Below are 17,169 nucleotides of genomic sequence, written 5' to 3'. Positions count from 1 at the left end.
CGGGTTTTAAATAAATGCGTTGCTTAAGTTGATTCAAATCATTTTTTAGTTAAGTAAATGATGGTTTAGCGCATCAACGCGGTGGATAGGCGAGGGAAAAATCTTCATATTGAATGGTTAAATTGGGGTTATAACAAGGGTCTTGTGCGAGTTTTTCGCCCCAACGTTGTTGCATGTAGTTTAATTCGCCCCGTAATCGCCAATATTTACGCGGGGTTGTGTCTAGCCCACGGCTTGCGGATTCTAAATGATACAGTTCGGCGTAAGGTGTCCATACAATTCGATAACCTGCTTCATTAATCCGTAAGCATAAATCGACATCGTTAAAGGCGACACGCAAGTTTTTAGCGTCTAAGCCACCGACTTCCAAAAATACCGCACGACGCATGACTAAACAGGCTGCTGTTACCGCAGAATAGTTTTGAATTAAAAACGGTTTCCAATGATAGCCTTGAGCTTGGCGGGCGACATGTTTAAACGCATGTCCAGCCATTCCGCCCAATCCGAGAACTACGCCTGCATGTTGTAGCGTATCGTTTGCATAATACAATTTTGCCCCTACCGCACCGACTTCAGGGCGACACGCATGGCTGACCATTTCCTGCAACCATTCAGGATGAATTATGGCTAAATCATTATTTAATAAGGCTAATATCTCGCCTTTTGCGTGTTGTACGCCTAAATTATTCAGTTCGGAATAATTAAACGGTGCTGTATGACGAATAACACGAATTCGGCTATCTAATTGAATCAATTTTAAATAATCTAGGGTTTCTGCTTCACGACTATCATTGTCGATAATCAAGACTTCTAACAGATTGTAATCGGTTTGGTTTAATAAACCGTCGACCGTTTGGCGTAGTAAATTGACGCAGTCACGGGTGGGAATAATGACGCTGACTAATGGGGCGGGGGTGGGCAGGGGGTAAATTACCCGTGTATGTCCTGCAATCGCAGGTAAAACTTGTAATTGGGGCGCGTGGTTTTGTAAATGAGCGCGTAAAACAGTCAATGCAGGCAATTGTGGACGACTTGCGCATATATGTTGGTGGTACAGAATGCGCGGAATATGATGAATACTCGCGTTATCAATCTGGGCAATGTAACTCAGGGCGAGCGCGTAATGATTGTAATAATCAGGTTTTTCAGGAAGTAACGCCAGACGATATAGCACAAAAGTGTTTAAATAGGCTTGAGAATAGAATAAATCAGGATTCCATGCGGGTTTAAAATAGGGATTATTACGCTGTCCTGTCGCGTCTAATTCGTCATGGTCGCTATAAATCAGATTGGCATCAGGTATTTGTTGTAGATAGGCGACGAGGTGATAAAGTGCGGAAAGGGTTAGGCAATCATGGGCTTCAATTTGGGCGATAAATTCGCCTTGCGCTTGGGAAAAATCGCGCACGGTACGAATACGCGCATCCGTGCATAAGGCTTGCGTTTCTAACGTTTCCGATTCTGCCAGCAAACATAATTCCCAATGCGGATAAATTTGCTGAATAATACTATTTAAACAGTTGGTTAAATAAGTCTGATTTAAGTCTGTTTTAGGCAAAATTAACAATAAAGAAATTAGCGGGCGATACTGCCATGTTTGTTGAAGTTGCTGATAATTCGCGATTGTTTCCGCGCTGAGTGTGTCGTACTGCTTTATCCAGTGCTGATATTCATGCGGTTCATGCCATGCAAAAGTGGGTAACTCATCGGCTTGCATGGTTTTTACATAATGCGTTCGCCATGTTTCAAACTGCACGGCGACCCGCTCCACATGGTCGCGGGCGGTGATGCCTGCCTTGCGTCCTAATAAAAACAGGACAACACGGGTAAATAAACTCCCCGCTAACCATGTAACAGAATGATAAACATCGTTAATATCCCGCTGTAGCCCTTGCATCCATTGCATTAAGCGTTGTACTTGCTGACGTTCTGTTGTAAGAGTCGCTTGTAAACGGTTAATTTCTGCTTGTGCATCAGCTAACTGTTGTTGTAGTTCAACGGGCTTATCTGACGGATTCTGTTGCGGGTCTTGCATCATGCCTTACTCGCCTAAATGCAAAAAACGATGATAGGCTTGTAAAACCTCAGCAGTATTGCCTTGCATCCGTGTTACACCCTCTTCAACCCAAACCACTCGATTACAAAGTTGTTGCACCAGTTGCGAATTGTGCGACACGAAAACAATGGCTTTATGAGAACGAATTTTTTCTTGCATCATGCGCGTGGATTTCTGGTGAAATTCGGCATCGCCTACGCCTAAAATCTCATCGATTAATAAGACATCGGGGTCAGCTTGAAAGGCAACGGCAAAGCCTAAACGGGCTAACATGCCTGATGAATAGGTCGCAATCGGTTGGTCAATAAAATTGCCTAATTCGGAGAATTCGATAATGGAATTCATACGGGCTTTAATTTCTTTTTTCCGCAATCCCAACAAAATACCGCTTAAAATGGCGTTTTCACGCCCTGTTAAATACGGGACAAATCCCAGTTGTAACGATAAAAGCCCGATTTGATGCGAGGTATCATAAATAATCTTGCCTTTATCAGGCTGAATAATGCCCGCAATTAAGCGTAATAAGGTACTTTTCCCCGCGCCATTACGCCCAATAATACCAAGCGTATCTCCTTGATATAAATCAAAAGAAATATCGCGCAACGCCCAAAATGCTTCGCCCCATACGCCCCTCTGACGACGATAATTAACGCCGACATTGTGTAATGACAAAACTAAATTATTGTCGCTCATTTACGATAAAACCTTTGGATAACGATATTCAAAACGGCTAATTAAGGAGTAGCCCAGCCAGACCATGGCTAAAGAAATACCAATTAAAGCGAATAAACCTGTCATGCTTGGCATTTTGTTATATAACAAGACACTGCGATAGTTTTCTAACAAACTCACCATCGGATTGAGGTAATACAAACTACGATAGGCTTCAGGAATCACTTCAGGTTTAACAATCACGCCAGAGAGAAAAAAGACAGCTAACAAGAAGTTTTCAATCACAAAACGTAAATCGGGGATAAAGGGAATAATCGCTGCAATGATAAATGTCACGCCTGCGATAAAAAACAGTTGGATAAGTATCAAAGGGATTAGCATCAAATAATTTAAACTGATTTCATATCCTGAAAACCATAAGAAACCGAGAAGGATAGAGAGGATAAAGAAAAACTTAACGGTATCAGTTAGAATCAAAATGATGGGAAATAAGACTTTTGGTAAATGCACTTGTTGCATTAAATGCCGACCATTCAAAATGGTTTCTGAACCATGTGTAACGCAGGATTTAAACCATTGCCACATGGTCAGCCCCACCAGTAAAAAAGGGACATAATCATCTGTCCCATGTCCTAGTAAAACGCCGAAAAAGATATAAAAAACGCTCATATATAAAATAGGCTCAAAAATCCACCATAAAAACCCTAAATAAGTGCGTTCACTTTCTGCTTTTAAATCGGCATAGGTTTTATACAGAATCAACTCCCCATAACGGGCAAGTCGATGACGTTGAGTATCCTGCAACATAGGTGTGTATTTTCTGAATTCTGAAGGGAGAGAAAGGGTAGAAATGCTTTAAGTGGCGCGTATTGTAGCAAGGCTTGAGGGATAAGAGATATACGATAAGTTAATAGGCAAGTTTGGGGAAAAAGATAAAGCTTTTTATCGAAGTGCACTTGAAAAATTAACCTTTAAGGTTATTACTAATACTAATTGACTCTAAATATAATCTACTGAACCTACTGAACCTACTGAGTCAATTTATGTATGGAGAAACTTTATGGAATTAATTATTTATTTTATAAGAATTTTTTACAGGTACTTTCATGGAAAAACGTACTCCAACCCTTTCACTATCCGCTATTCAAGCGGAATTTTGTACCCCTCTTAAATTACGCCTGACCAGAACAGCAAGACGTGACTCAGTGAGCTTAGGAATTGAATTAGCATAAATTATCCTGATTATTCAGTCACTCACAAAGAAAAACTTTTATAAGTCCATGACAACTTATGCTGACCACACCATTTGGCAAGATGTTTATTTCAGCCAACTCAAAGGAATTGATTTATATATCAAGTTTATGATGGATAGTGAAGGACATCTACTTGTATCATTTAAAGAACGTTGACTATGAAAAAGTGTCCATTTTGTGCTGATGGTTTTTTAGAACGTAAAACCATCCTCGAAACATACGAATATAAGGGACAGACCTTAACAGTAAAACAGGCTGGGGATTATTGTAATGCTTGCGATGAGGGAATATTGTCAGGCAAGGATTTACAAGAAACCCAGAAACAGATTCACGATTTTCACGCAAAAATTGACGGTTTATTAACTTCGGATGAAATTCGCACAATTCGTAAAAAACTAAAATTAACGCAAAAACAAGCCGCTCTTATTTTTGGGGGCGGTGCAAATGCGTTTAGCCGTTACGAACGTGGAGAAGCAATGCCTTTACGTGCAACAGTCAATCTTTTGAAAATATTGGATAAACATCCAGAGCAATTGCAGGAAATTTTAGAATAAGGCTAAATACGACGAGAAAATTTTTCGTCGTATTCAAGCCATTCTATTTTTTCATAAATGAATGAATGCCCATCATTACGCCAACGGCAATACCGCCGACAATTCCACCCACGAGAAACTCAGCAATGATGCTCGGTAAAAATTCTAGCGCGTGATGAATAAACGCGATGTTATGCACAAACATCCCGCCACCAACCAACAGCATGGCGATTGTGCCAATAACAGAAAGAGCCTGAATCAGGCGAGGCATGGCGTTGACAAGACCATTACCAACAATACCTAATACAGCATTCCCATTATTCGCTTCTGCTCGTTGAATAAGCCAAAACCCTGCATCATCCATCCGTACAATTAAGGCAACAAAACCATAAACGCCAACTGTGGCAATTAAGGCAACAGCAGACACGACAATTAGTTGAAGAGTAAAACTTTTATCCATCACTGACCCTAAGGCAATGATGATAATTTCTACCGATAAAATAAAATCCGTGACAATCGCACTTTTAATTTTTTTCTTTTCTACCTCGACAATGGTTTCTGCACTTGCTTGTAATACTTGTGCTTTTTCGGTGTTATTTTCATGAGGGTGAAACCATTCTACGATTTTTTCTACCCCTTCATAACTCAGATAGACCCCGCCAATCAGTAAAATCGGCACAATTAGCCACGGTAAAAACGCACTGAGTAAAAATGCAAAGGGCAAGATAATGATTTTATTCACTAATGAACCTTTACTAATTGCCCATAAAACGGGAAGTTCTCTGCTTTCGTGAAAGCCTGAAGCCTTTTCTGCATTAACGGCTAAATCGTCCCCTAAAACCCCCGCCGTTTTTTTCGCCGCGACTTTGGTCATGGCTGCCGCATCGTCTAAAAGCATGGCGATATCGTCTAAAATTGCAAATAATCCGCTTGCCATTGTGTTTCATCCTTATATCAATAAATACATTAATTTTCGCCTGACTATCACTGTGTAGGATGATGAATATATTACCGTATCCTTGCAATAGGCGGTTATGCTTAGAATAAATTACCTTGTGTATTGACTGCTTGCAAATGCGGTAGGGGGATTTGTAGCCCACAACGTTGATTAAGTTGCGTTATAAAATAGTGGGCAAGTTGTGGCGATAAGGTATTATCAGGTTCATGGGCAAAAAAGTATAAGTTTTCTAATCCGTGATGAATCCATGTACTTAAACAAGTAACCCATTCATCAATGCGTTGATAATCTGTTGGGTCTAAGGCATTGCCGACAAAACGAATAAAAGCCGTTGAAGTTGATAAATATTGGTGTAACACGTCGCGCCGTCCTGCAACGTCGGTAATTACTGTGGCAATCTGTTTTTCTGCTAAAACTTGCGCGATTGTCGCAAAATAACCTGCTTTAAACCATGCGGGATGTCGAAACTCAACCGCGAGCGGAATATCTGCGGGAAACGTGTCTAAAAAATTCAGTAATAAAGGGAATTGTGTAGGGCTAAAGGTTGGCGGTAATTGTAGAAAACACATGCCTAATACGGGTTTTAATTCAAGCATCGCTTGGCAAAAAGTTTGCGTTAATGCTTGCGTCTCACCTGTTAATAATTGTCGATGACTAATTTCTTGGGGCAGTTTGGGACAAAAACGAAAGTGTGTCGGTACGCTTTGTTTCCAGCGTTGAGTTGTTGCACTATCGGGAATATGGTAATGCGTACTGTTTAACTCTATGGTGTTAAATTGTTGTGCATAATAGGATAAAAAATCTTTTTCTTTCGCATAAGCAGGGTATAAAGTACCAACCCATGCTTTATGCGCCCAAACAGGACAACCCACATAAATAGTTGTGTTAGTCACTTGCGCTTGTTGTAACTGCGTTTGTGTAAATAGTGGGGTTGGGGGGAGTTTAAATTGAATATTGTGTAAATTTTTTACTTTCCCAAAATCCATTGGTAACTCTCAAATTTATTAGTAAACTACTGTAGTTAGTATAAAAACAATACTTAAACCCTTTCCTTGACAAGGTTACTGCCATGAAATACTTAGAATCTCTAAAACAACAGGCAGCGCAAAAGAAAGAACAAGAGCAAGCATTAGAACGCCAACTCGCTGACAAAAATGGGATTTTTAATCAAGCGGTTAAGCCTGCTTTTCGCAAACTTTTCCACTGTCTGTACGATTTAGTCCAAAATCTCAATTATTTGCAACCTGAGATTAAAAAAACCTATGTACTGCCTAATAATGATGGGCAATTTGTTAATTTTAAACAAGGTCAATACAGCATTTCTGTAGAAAAAGAGGATGGTGATGAGTTTTTATTGCGCTTTAAGTGTGTGGGCGATTTTCCAACCATTGTGCATAAAAGCAATGAACGAGATGCTTTGTTATTAAAAGATTTTCTCTGGGCGCAGGGAGTAACATTTAAATACACAGAACAAGAGGAGAAAAATAAATTTAGCCGAGCATTATTTACAATAAATCCATTGATTGTGATTAGTTTTAAGGTGTTTGCTAATTCAAAAACTAACAAAATTGATATTGATGTCAGCAATTTTGAAAATTTTGGCAAGAAAGAATACAGTTTATCGCCAGAATTGATTACAGATACGTTTTTAGATGCATTTGCACAATATTTATTGCGGGAAAACACGGAATTAAAATTACCACCGCGCTATGTTTTACCTGAGAAATATCGAGCGGAAATTAAACGGCAAATACAGGCAAAAGATATCGAAGAGTTTAATGATTGGTTAGCACACCATCAGGAAGCAACACCAGATAAGCAACAGGGATTATTAAAAAAAGTGTTTGGTTTCTTGAAAAAGTAAGCACACGCTTAATTATGTTATTCTGCATTCTTTTAACTTCGTGTGTTTGAGCATCATGCAAAAAAACCTTTATCGTCGACAATTGCCCACTGATTTTGTGTTAAAAGAAAACGGGTTACATCCTGTTATTCAGCAGATACTTGCAACCCGTGCGATTAATCCAGAGACACAACTTGAACACACGTTAAAGTATTTATTGCCATATCATCAGTTAAAAGGTATTCAAACTGCTGTCGATTTGCTTGTGACCGCGCTACAACAGCAACAGCGTATTTTAATCGTGGCGGATTATGATGCGGATGGCGCGACTAGTTGCAGTTTAGCTGTGAAAGCATTGCGTTTAATGGGCGCAAAACAGGTCGATTATTTAGTGCCTAATCGTGAAAAACATGGCTATGGGCTGACACCTGAAATTGTCGAGCTGGCTTCACCGTATCAAGCAGAGTTGTTAATTACCGTTGATAATGGCATTTCCAGCGTTGCGGGCGTGGCTGAAGCGAAAGCACGCGGGATAAAAGTTTTAATCACTGACCACCATTTACCACCGCCACAACTACCGATTGCAGACGCAATTGTCAATCCCAATCAAGTTGGCGATTCTTTTCCGAGTAAAAACCTTGCAGGGGTTGGCGTGATTTTTTACGTCATGCTGGCACTGCGTGCGGGTTTGCGAACTCACGGCTGGTTTACACAACAAGGCATTGTCGACCCCAATTTAGCCGAGTTATTAGATTTAGTGGCACTTGGCACGGTTGCGGATGTGGTGAAATTAGACTACAACAACCGCATTTTAGTGGCGCAAGGGTTGGCACGTATCCGCGCTAATAACTGTTCAGCGGGAGTACGTGCTTTAATTAAAGTCGCACAACGGGAACAAGGCGAATTAGTTGCCAGCGATTTAGGGTTTGCGTTAGGCCCACGCTTAAATGCGGCGGGGCGTATGGACGACATGAGCTACGGTATCGCCTGTTTACTCAGCGAAAACGACACAGAAGCATGGGAACGAGCGCAAGAATTAGATATTCTTAACCAAGAACGGCGAGCAGTAGAAGCAGAAATGCATCAAGAAGCCCTTGCCCAATTAGCTACCATGCCATTGCAAACCGATGATAATCTACCCGTTGGACTCTGTTTATTCGACGAGAATTGGCATCAAGGCGTTATTGGTATTCTCGCCTCACGGATTAAAGACCGTTTACACCGCCCCGTTATCGTCTTTACCGTCAGTCAACACGATGAGATAAAAGGCTCGGCGCGTTCTGTCGCTGGTGTTCACATCCGCGATATTTTAGAAAGTATTGCCACCCAACATCCGCATTTACTCAGCCGTTTTGGCGGACACGCAATGGCAGCAGGCTTAAGTTTAGCCCGTCAAGATTACGAAAAATTTTGCCAACTCTTTGATACTGCTGTTCGTCAGCAACTTTCACCCGAAAATATACAAGGCAAAATTTATACAGACGGCGAATTAAACCCCAGCGACTTTAATCTACCGTTTGCCGAACAACTCCGCTATCTTCTGCCGTGGGGGCAAGAAGTGCCTGAACCGATGTTCGAAGGCGTTTTTGAAATCATGGACAAACGGGTTTTAAAAAATAGTCATTTAAAAATGGTTGTCCGTCCTTTACCTGCTGGCTTACCTGTTGATGCGATTGCTTTTAACATGGCAGAAACACCACTAAGCACCAATACGCCAATAGTAAAAATAGCGTATCGATTAGACGTTAATTTTCATCGGGGTATCAAAAGTTTACAACTCATGGTTGAACACTTAGAAGAGTTAAGCCACTGAAAAACTTAACATACTAATACTGGCATGTTCAAAACCTGTATAAATAAACTGCACTGACTCATCTGCTTGTTGTAACGCAATAATGTATAACAAAGGCAGATAATGCTCGGGGGTTGGCGCGGACAAATGGGCAGGTTCTCCCCCCTGTAGGTAATCAATCAACGCCTGATGATTGCGAGTTTTTAACCCAGTTTGAATCTGCGTATCAAATGCCATTGCCCACGAATGCGGGGGCGCGTCAATTTTCCGCCAGTCCATCGCCCGCAAATTATGCACAATATTGCCACTCCCTAAAATCAATACCCCTTGTTCTCGCAAAGGTTGCAACGCTTGTGCAAGTTGATAATGCGCTGCGGGCGATAAGCGATAATCTAAGCTCAACTGTAAAACGGGGATATTCGCCTGTGGATATAAAAATTTTAAAACTGTCCACGCACCATGGTCTAAACCCATTTCAGGATTTTCCACCACATTTGGCAATAATTGTTTAACCTTTTTTGCAATATCAGGCGCGCCCTGTGCGGGATATTGTTGCGCAAATAATTCAGGCGGAAATCCACCAAAATCGTGAATTGTCTGCGGTTTATCCGTACTCGCAACTTCAGTGCCCAGTGTTTGCCAATGTGCTGAAATCACTAAAATCGTGCTTGGCGTTGCTAATGTTTTTCCTAATTGTGTCAATGTTTGCGTATAAGCATTATTAGCTAAAGCATTCATTGGGTTGCCATGTGCGATAAATAAAGCGGGTAAACGATTAGCCATGATTTTTTTCCCTCAATGATAAATATTGTTTCAATTATTATATTGCTAATTAGTACAAATCAAATATGAAATTTAAAAAATTTTACTGTTTTGATTTAAATAAAAATTTTCTGTTTAGTGTAAAATAACGATAGCAACTTGATTGTTGTTGCGATAAGGAAAGTATTCATTCATGTAGAAGTGACTTATGTCTCGTTTTTTTTATCGTAGTCTTTTAACGCGAGTACGGCGAATAATGACTTAAATAAAAAAAGGTTGAGAAGGATTTAACAAATTAAAGCCATCATCAAGTTTAGGATGAATACGAGACATCAAAGAAGGCTTATGGAGCTTCCAAGTGTAAGCAATAAGCCCCGCAATGACATTGACCATAAACCCTAAAACACTGCGATGGCGCGTATGTTCAATCTGAGTGAATGATTTAAGTTGACCGATAACGGTTTCTATCAAGGAGCGTTTTTTTAGCATTATCGTATCAAATTCACTGAGCGACTCTTTTTTCATGTTTTTACGGACACCCGTGATTAATTCAATGCCTTGCGTTTTCAAAGTTGCCTTTAATGCCTTAGAAATATAGCCCTTGTCACCATATAACTTACCTTGAATAAATTGCGTCATCGCCCTTAAGCCCTTGCGGTCATCAAAATTCGCAGCGGTGAGAAAAAAGGAGATTAATTCACCGTTATCATCAATGACTAAATGCAATTTAAAGCCAAAATACCACCCAATAGAGTTCTTCCCCCGTTGTGCGAGGTTTGCAAAGGTTTTATGGTGTGAAATTCGCCGATTGTGGCAAACCTTTAACGGGGTTGAATCAATGAAGGCAATCCCGCGAGAGTTTACCCGCCGACTGTGCAAGTAGGCACTGAGCGGTATCATCACTGACTGGGATAACTCAACAAACTGTTGATAACTGACCCGTTTCGGAAACGCCCCCCCGAGTACCTGCGGAACATAGTGGGTATAAAATCCTTTGAAATGGCGTTGATTAGATTGATGAAATAACACGAGTAAGGTCATCACTTCCGACGGGGACATTGTCCCATCTCGCTGACTTTTCTTGGGATTTCCTTCTTCTAACAACATTTGTTCCCATAAGGGTATAAACCATTTACAAAAGTCATCGATTGAGCAGAACAGGGTTGTTATCATAACCTGAGTTCGGCGAGTTTCTGTTAAAGAAACAACGGCTTGTCTGAATCAAAATTCACAAAATTTTCAGAATTAGCAGAATTAAAAAGCATGATTCATCTTACTTTTTGGTTTAAGGGTTTTAAATTCCGCTAATTCTGTTAATTCTGAAAATCCTGATTCAGACAATGTTGTAATCTTGTCTGGTTAATCTTGATGAAAAACAAGAGAATAATCTCTGCCAGTCCGTCAAACCTTTTCGCGTGTTCCAATAGACCTGCTAGGTTTTCAAAACCTAGCAGGTCTCTGTTTTATTTTATAAAACTCGCCGAACTCAGGTTATCATATCCATGGTTGTACCTTTGGAAAGTGGGGGTGGGCGTTTAGTGATGTTCCATTATTCCTACTTTTCCTTTAGGTACAACTTTTTATTTCTTCCATTCCGCTTTTATTCCGCTTTTATCATTAATCCTCTGTTTTATATCTATTATCTCGCCATACTCGCGTTAGGCTAAGTTTTTACATATTTTCTCTATCATCTGCATATGGTAAATGCTTTTGTGCACGAGCCTTTTTAAACGCTTCGGGATAAATCTCTCGCAAGGTTTCCGACACATCTTTTAAGCGATTCCAAATTACCAAGTCTAAACGGGATTTTCGCTCAAATCCGCGTACTAATGGCATTAAACTACTTTCTATCATCTCCACCAATTGCTGTATCACCTGCTCCGCGCCTTGTGGTAATTGATTAACCACATTCACATCTACTTTTGCCGCTTGCGGTGCTTTCGTTAAGGCGGGCAAAGTCGATAACTGCTGTAATAACTGCTCCATGTGCGTAGTTGATGCCGTACTCGCCGTGTTTTTTTCACTTTGAAGTAACTGCAATACTTTTGGCAAGGTGGATAAATGGTTAAGCAACTGGCTGATTTGCTCAGGATTAATGGGAAATGCAACAGGGATTTTACTTTGATTAACTTGCAGTTGTATCGCTTTTAATAAAGTCTGACGAATATTATCTAATTGTGCCGCTAAGTTAGATAATTGACTAATCACTTGCGTGACAGGGTCAGCATCTGGGTCGCCACTGGTTTTTAAACGGTTAAACGTGCCCTTAATTTGCTCCCAACGCAATTGTTGCTCAGGGCTTAAACCGTCACGCAACTCAGCCAATTTTAATAAATTCTCCTCCGCACCTGTCGTTAAAGTCTGCGCTTCCCCTTGATAATGGTCAGTGATTAACTGCTGTAATTCCTGCTCATTCATCACCGCAACAACTTTTTCTGCTAACTTATTCATATTGCGGTAACTACCTTGCAATTTAAACGCGGGTTCAGTGCGATAAGCCTCTTTTTGCGCGGCTGAATAAATATATTGCTGATTCACCTTTAATAAAATGCGTTGCACATGGAGTAATTTACGGAAAATCGCTGTTATTTCCTGTAATTCCGTTGCAGAGTAGGCATGTATGAATTCACTGCTATTAACCTCTTCCCCCTGCGCTAAACGGATAAGGCGGTAAGTATCTTCACGCTCACGATTTGCTAATGGTGCAAGTATCGGGTTCGACGTTAAACAATTTTCTAAATAACTCAAGGCGAACAAGGTTTCTTTTCCGCCTAACACATCCCCTAAATTATAAATATCGGCCCGATTCGCCAACATATCAGGAATTTTAAACGTTTCGCCCGATTCGGTATAAGGATTGCCCGCCATCGCAATACAAAAGCGTTTCCCCCGTAAATCATAAGTTTTCGACACCCCCCGCCAAACCCCCTCAATTTTGCGCTGTCCATCCGCTAATGAGATGAATTTCTGTAAAAATTCGGGATTACTGTGCTGAATATCATCTAAATACAGCATCACGTTATTGCCCATTTCTAGGGCTAAATTTAACTTGTGCAACTCTTGGCGAGCGGTCGCGCTGGGAGCTTCGGCAGGGTCAACCGAAACCACTTGATGACCAATCGTCGGGCAGTTAATTTTGACGAAAATCAAGCCTAACCGTTGCGCGATATATTCCAATAACGTGGTTTTGCCATAACCAGGTGGAGAAATCAGCAAGAGCAAGCCCATTAAATCCGTGCGTTTTTGCTCACCGACCGTGCCGAGTTGTTTGGCGAAATTATCCCCAATCAGCGGGAGATAAACTTCATTAATCAAACGATTGCGCACAAAAGAACTTAAAGGCTGTGGTTTTAATTCTTGCAAGCGCAAATTTTTCCGCTCGCGGTCAATCACTTGTTGACGTAAACGACGGAAGGCTTGATAAGCAGGAATAATTTGCGTTTCATGTTGCTGTAATCGTTCTAAAAAAGTATCTAATTGCAAGATTAATTGTCGATTTTGCAAGCGCGGATGTTGCCCTAATAATCCCGTTATCATCACCTGCGTTTGTGCTGTATTAGCTTGTAAATTCAAGCCTTGTAATTGATTTAACACAATGGCACTGATTTCTAAAACCCGCTCCGTTGATAAAGGCGTATTTTGATAAACCCCTATTATCCAACTGTTTAATAAAGCGCATTGCTTGGCTAAATGTCCATGTAAAGCCTGTAAATCTGCGGTAAAAACCGCCCACTGTTGACGGGTTTCTAAGGCTTTTAAAAAAGTCTCCGCCTGCTGTAAGGCTTCTCCTGTTACGGTAAAACTTAAAGTTTCTTGTTTTAACTCAGCAACTAAATAACTGCCTGCTAACGCCACTTGTTGCGCGTCGACAACCAATTGTTGCGCGGTTAAAAAATGCACAATCGCTTGTTGCAATTCGCTGGCTAATTGTTGCATGAAACTGTCGCCACTCGTGCCGAATAAGGTTTGTAACTGCTGTAAACTCCGTGCACTCCGTGTCCATAAATCACATTGCACCCGCTCAGGGTAAAACCCCCAAAATAATTGCGCCATGGCGCGACACGTGGGACTAAAACGTAAAAGTCCAACGGTATTTTGTAAATCGTACAATTTTGCTAATATCAACGAGGCATCCACATCATGAACCCCACGTTCATAGCCTTCATCATAATGTTCCGTTGCATAGTGGCGAATCACATCCAACAACGCGCTCGGCTCTAGCGCAGGTTTTAACGCAGGATTACGTAAGCATTGATACGCTAAATATTCCGCACGATAAACGCTCGCCGATTCAGAAATTAAAGATTGTTCCCAATAAGTTTGGTTCGCGTTTAATTCTGTATCATCTAAGGCTTGAAAAAAATCCGTGCCTGTTAAATGTAAAGCAAGGCGTTTTTCCCCGTCTTTTTCTTGTGGAACAAGGGTTAAATCTAAGGCTTGCGTATTAACACTAAATCGATGTTTTCCCAGTAAAATAACTGCACCATCGTCAACAAAAATGTCTTGTTTATCGCGCAACTCGCGTACAGCTTGGTCACGCGATGATTTTAAACGCGATTCTAAATCCCCCGCTTTAACGCTATCGCCTAAGTCATAGAGTTGCTTAATTAAATCCCGAACTTTTAACACCATCGCATCCGCTGCAAAATAAGCATTTTGTTCTTCAGCGGTTTTAAAACTCGCGGCACGACGGACGATACCTTGTAAAATTCGTTCAGCCGTTTGATTTAAATGCAAAGCACGGCGTTGACGTTCTTCGACCAATGCCTGTTTGCGAGCTTCAAAACTGGCATAAACTTCATCACGTTTATCAGCAATTTGCGCTAAAAATTCGTCAAATTCACTGAAACGGCTGTCTAAATCCTCTAATTGCACTAATAAACGGGTTAATTGTTCGTCGGCTTTTTCAGGCGTATCCGCTTGCGCCATCGCGCCCGCGACATTTTGCGAAAACAGTTTAAATTGCGCGGCAAAAGCGGAAACGGCTTCATGAGAAGATAAGTTTTTACGCTGTAAATTTAATTCTGCCCGCACGCGGTTTAATTGTGCATAAACGTCGGAAATCGCTTCCACAATTTGCGTGCGCATACTGGGGTCTTCGATGCTTAAATCATTTAACACGGTGTTTAATAGCTCTAAACCCGCTGCCGTTTTATCTAAATTTTCTTGTAATGGCTTTAATTCAATACTGTTTTTTAAGTTGGGAATTTGAACTAAATATTGTTCTAAGGCTTGATGATAGGGTTTTAATGCGCTGTCTTGTAAGAGAAAATTAACGGTTTTTTGACTTAATTGATTAAAACCATCAATCACCTGTGTTTCTAACACATTAACGCGCTCAAGGTCGATATAGCGCACATCGCGCAGGGTTATCAAGCGACCGCGTTGGCTGCGTAACTCGGTGAGATATTGCACATATTCCTCAATGGATTGCCAACGCTCAGGGTGTTTAATGGTTTCTATTAAGGTTTGTTGAACAGTTTCCGCTTCTTGGATGGATTTCGCGGCTTCACGTTGTAAAGTTTGAACTTTTTCAAATTCAGCACGGATTAAATTGGCATTGCTTTGAATCTCTTTCAAAACTGCCAATAAATTGCCCACATCGGCATGTCCTAGCCAGTGATAAGCATCTATCGTTTTTTGCACGCTGACCAGCAATTGCTCATAAGTCGCCATATTAGGGCTTTGCGCCTCTATCATGCGTTTAATGCTATAAGCGTCAGAAATACCGCGCACTAATTCAGGATTGCCGATTTTGCCTAAAAAAGAACCATTTTTCGGCACTTGGGCGGCGTGCTCATCGCTCATATACGGCGTTTGCCAGATTTGCATCGGATGAACCCGCACGGGCATACTATCATCTGCCCGAAAAACCACCATACGCCCATCGGTAAAAATTGAGTAGCCGTGGCAAATAATCGGGTTTTGGACTTCTTTGCGAATTAAATTGTAGGAAAATAGGACTAATTTCCCAATTTCTGCTTGATGAAAGATATATAAAACATCTTCCCCATTAGGGGAGCGTATCAGGCGTTTATAGCGCATATTGCCTAAGTCATCGCCTTCAAACACTTTATAATCGCCATTTTTTAAATAATAGCCTCCCGGAAAAATAATGCCGTGGTCTTCAGGCAATTGCACGCAAGCCTGTCCAATTGCGTCGATACGGGTGACTTTTTGCGTTAATTTGTTAAAAACCAGATAACGGAATTTTTCTTCTCGATAAGGACGGATTTTTAATAAAATCAGTTCACCCAGTTTAGCAAAGTGAATTTGTGCATCGGCTAAGGATTGATTTAAATCATCAACGGGTTCGTTATAAATCCCGAGACCATCTTCTGTATTATTTTCCAGTTTTACGGTGAGCGTCCCGCCAACAGTTTCAACAAAAACTTCATCTAAAATAGAAACATGAGGGCATTTCCCCATAATGTGACTTTCACGAGTAGTCATGCGCCATTCAAAATCATGCGACGCAGGGTAAACATTATCGCGCTCGCCCCGATTGTCGATATAGGAAACATTGCCCGCAATATCGACTGCCCAACGGAAGACTTTTGCATCTTGTAGGGTTTTACCCACTTGAAAAACTGCCAGTTTTTTGCCTTGCGCATTGCGTAATTGGCTGAGTTTTGCTTCTTTGTAATAGCGGTAAAGTTCTTGAAAATCGCTGACAAAACGGCTCTCGGATAAAAAGCACTGTTCAAAGGGAACAGGCGCGAATTCGTAACCGTCGGCGGTTTCTTCTATTGTATGTAAACTAAAAACATCGCTGACTTTGGTTTCTGATTTCAGCCCCATAAAAACGTTATAGCCGAACAATAAATAATTGCCCATGTTGAGAATATCGCGGGGAACACAATTATTTTCGGTACGGACACGGGTTTGTCCTATCACGCTCATTTGTGTACTGCCAAAGACCTCAATACGGCGTTGATTCAGGGCATTCAGTTTTGTGCCTAATAACTCGCCTTGTTGGCTTAAGCGTTGGCGGATGATTTCATACGCGCCCCCTGTCTCAATGCTATTATCATTCTGGCTATTATTCGTCATGAGAAACCCCTTAAACGGCGATGAATGGCAAGTTTTGCTGTATTACCATAGATTAAATAACGAAAAAAGTTAAGTGACCTAATTGTTATTGCATTATTTTGTATGTATTAGGGGGAAAAATATAAGAGAGGTATTCTATAGAAAGGCAGGACTTATAAAACTGCTTATAGTTAAAGATTATATGTAGTGCAATAGGTATAAAGAAAAACAACGGAGTAAAGTAACAATATGTAGGAACATAAGTTGT

13 protein-coding genes are annotated in these 17,169 nt (G+C 40.9%); 5 read left to right on the top strand and 8 right to left on the bottom strand.

Annotated features, from left to right (window positions below; translation table 11 throughout):
- Positions 1-73: 73 nt before the first annotated feature.
- The 3 genes from BEGALDRAFT_RS13915 to BEGALDRAFT_RS13905 are packed head-to-tail and all read right to left on the bottom strand — an operon-like array spanning position 74 to position 3,535.
- Positions 74-2,038, bottom strand: a complete 1,965-nt coding sequence (locus tag BEGALDRAFT_RS13915; RefSeq protein WP_002691008.1) for a glycosyltransferase family 2 protein — start codon at positions 2,036-2,038, stop codon at positions 74-76.
- A 3-nt stretch (positions 2,039-2,041) separates the two neighbouring features.
- Positions 2,042-2,749: an ABC transporter ATP-binding protein gene (locus BEGALDRAFT_RS13910; RefSeq protein WP_002691006.1), complete on the bottom strand. Its 708-nt coding sequence runs from the start codon at positions 2,747-2,749 to the stop codon at positions 2,042-2,044.
- Positions 2,750-3,535 carry an ABC transporter permease gene (locus BEGALDRAFT_RS13905; protein WP_002691004.1) on the bottom strand — a complete coding sequence of 262 codons (786 nt, stop codon included), beginning with the start codon at positions 3,533-3,535 and terminating at the stop codon, positions 2,750-2,752.
- A gap of 299 nt (positions 3,536-3,834) precedes the next feature.
- Here BEGALDRAFT_RS13905 and BEGALDRAFT_RS19620 point away from each other — a divergent pair, with 299 nt between their 5' ends.
- Genes BEGALDRAFT_RS19620 through BEGALDRAFT_RS13895 form a run of 3 tightly spaced genes read left to right on the top strand, consistent with a single transcriptional unit; the run spans position 3,835 to position 4,535 of the window.
- The gene (locus BEGALDRAFT_RS19620; RefSeq protein WP_269719553.1) at positions 3,835-3,960 is read left to right on the top strand and encodes a hypothetical protein; all 126 of its coding nucleotides are present in this window, start codon (positions 3,835-3,837) and stop codon (positions 3,958-3,960) included.
- The gene (locus BEGALDRAFT_RS18980) at positions 3,961-4,137 is read left to right on the top strand and encodes a type II toxin-antitoxin system MqsR family toxin (RefSeq protein ID WP_332306390.1); all 177 of its coding nucleotides are present in this window, start codon (positions 3,961-3,963) and stop codon (positions 4,135-4,137) included.
- A gap of 2 nt (positions 4,138-4,139) precedes the next feature.
- Positions 4,140-4,535 carry a type II toxin-antitoxin system MqsA family antitoxin gene (locus BEGALDRAFT_RS13895; RefSeq protein ID WP_002691002.1) on the top strand — a complete coding sequence of 132 codons (396 nt, stop codon included), beginning with the start codon at positions 4,140-4,142 and terminating at the stop codon, positions 4,533-4,535.
- Positions 4,536-4,578: 43 nt separating this feature from the next.
- Here BEGALDRAFT_RS13895 and BEGALDRAFT_RS13890 read toward each other — a convergent pair whose 3' ends face one another.
- Both BEGALDRAFT_RS13890 and BEGALDRAFT_RS13885 read right to left on the bottom strand, forming a co-directional pair.
- Positions 4,579-5,451 carry a DUF808 domain-containing protein gene (locus BEGALDRAFT_RS13890; RefSeq protein WP_002691000.1) on the bottom strand — a complete coding sequence of 291 codons (873 nt, stop codon included), beginning with the start codon at positions 5,449-5,451 and terminating at the stop codon, positions 4,579-4,581.
- A 101-nt stretch (positions 5,452-5,552) separates the two neighbouring features.
- Positions 5,553-6,458, bottom strand: coding sequence for a DUF72 domain-containing protein (locus tag BEGALDRAFT_RS13885; protein WP_002690998.1), 906 nt, complete (start codon positions 6,456-6,458; stop codon positions 5,553-5,555).
- Between the two features lie 83 nt (positions 6,459-6,541).
- Between BEGALDRAFT_RS13885 and BEGALDRAFT_RS13880 the strand changes: the two genes are divergently transcribed.
- Both BEGALDRAFT_RS13880 and recJ read left to right on the top strand, forming a co-directional pair.
- A complete protein-coding gene (locus BEGALDRAFT_RS13880; RefSeq protein ID WP_002690996.1) occupies positions 6,542-7,336 on the top strand; it encodes a hypothetical protein in 795 nt (264 codons plus the stop codon).
- Positions 7,337-7,391: 55 nt separating this feature from the next.
- Positions 7,392-9,128 carry a single-stranded-DNA-specific exonuclease RecJ gene (gene recJ, locus BEGALDRAFT_RS13875; protein WP_002690993.1) on the top strand — a complete coding sequence of 579 codons (1,737 nt, stop codon included), beginning with the start codon at positions 7,392-7,394 and terminating at the stop codon, positions 9,126-9,128.
- On the opposite strand, the gene ygiD is transcribed toward recJ, so the two are convergent.
- From ygiD to BEGALDRAFT_RS13860, 3 genes are all read right to left on the bottom strand, one after another.
- Positions 9,117-9,890 (bottom strand): 4,5-DOPA-extradiol-dioxygenase, encoded by a 774-nt coding sequence (ygiD, locus tag BEGALDRAFT_RS13870; RefSeq protein WP_002690992.1) that lies wholly within the window; start codon positions 9,888-9,890, stop codon positions 9,117-9,119. The two genes, recJ and ygiD, sit on opposite strands and share 12 nt — an antisense overlap.
- Positions 9,891-10,130: 240 nt before the next feature.
- Positions 10,131-11,042, bottom strand: a complete 912-nt coding sequence (locus tag BEGALDRAFT_RS13865; RefSeq protein ID WP_002690990.1) for an IS982 family transposase — start codon at positions 11,040-11,042, stop codon at positions 10,131-10,133.
- Positions 11,043-11,540: 498 nt separating this feature from the next.
- The gene (locus BEGALDRAFT_RS13860) at positions 11,541-16,922 is read right to left on the bottom strand and encodes a DNA repair ATPase (RefSeq protein WP_002690988.1); all 5,382 of its coding nucleotides are present in this window, start codon (positions 16,920-16,922) and stop codon (positions 11,541-11,543) included.
- Positions 16,923-17,169: the final 247 nt, after the last annotated feature.

Source organism: Beggiatoa alba B18LD (assembly GCF_000245015.1).
Taxonomy (GTDB): domain Bacteria; phylum Pseudomonadota; class Gammaproteobacteria; order Beggiatoales; family Beggiatoaceae; genus Beggiatoa; species Beggiatoa alba.
This window is presented reverse-complemented; position numbering and strand designations above follow the sequence as displayed.

Excerpts from the sequence above, each read along its gene's own strand:
- BEGALDRAFT_RS13885 (WP_002690998.1), bottom strand. The coding sequence starts at position 6,458 with ATGGATTTTGGGAAAGTAAAAAATTTACACAATATTCAATTTAAACTC.
- BEGALDRAFT_RS13915 (WP_002691008.1), bottom strand. The coding sequence starts at position 2,038 with ATGATGCAAGACCCGCAACAGAATCCGTCAGATAAGCCCGTTGAACTA.
- recJ (WP_002690993.1), top strand. The coding sequence starts at position 7,392 with ATGCAAAAAAACCTTTATCGTCGACAATTGCCCACTGATTTTGTGTTA.
- BEGALDRAFT_RS13890 (WP_002691000.1), bottom strand. The coding sequence starts at position 5,451 with ATGGCAAGCGGATTATTTGCAATTTTAGACGATATCGCCATGCTTTTA.
- BEGALDRAFT_RS13910 (WP_002691006.1), bottom strand. The coding sequence starts at position 2,749 with ATGAGCGACAATAATTTAGTTTTGTCATTACACAATGTCGGCGTTAAT.
- BEGALDRAFT_RS13905 (WP_002691004.1), bottom strand. The coding sequence starts at position 3,535 with ATGTTGCAGGATACTCAACGTCATCGACTTGCCCGTTATGGGGAGTTG.
- BEGALDRAFT_RS13880 (WP_002690996.1), top strand. The coding sequence starts at position 6,542 with ATGAAATACTTAGAATCTCTAAAACAACAGGCAGCGCAAAAGAAAGAA.
- BEGALDRAFT_RS19620 (WP_269719553.1), top strand. The coding sequence starts at position 3,835 with ATGGAAAAACGTACTCCAACCCTTTCACTATCCGCTATTCAAGCGGAA.
- ygiD (WP_002690992.1), bottom strand. The coding sequence starts at position 9,890 with ATGGCTAATCGTTTACCCGCTTTATTTATCGCACATGGCAACCCAATG.
- BEGALDRAFT_RS13865 (WP_002690990.1), bottom strand. The coding sequence starts at position 11,042 with ATGATAACAACCCTGTTCTGCTCAATCGATGACTTTTGTAAATGGTTT.
- BEGALDRAFT_RS13860 (WP_002690988.1), bottom strand. The coding sequence starts at position 16,922 with ATGACGAATAATAGCCAGAATGATAATAGCATTGAGACAGGGGGCGCG.
- BEGALDRAFT_RS13895 (WP_002691002.1), top strand. The coding sequence starts at position 4,140 with ATGAAAAAGTGTCCATTTTGTGCTGATGGTTTTTTAGAACGTAAAACC.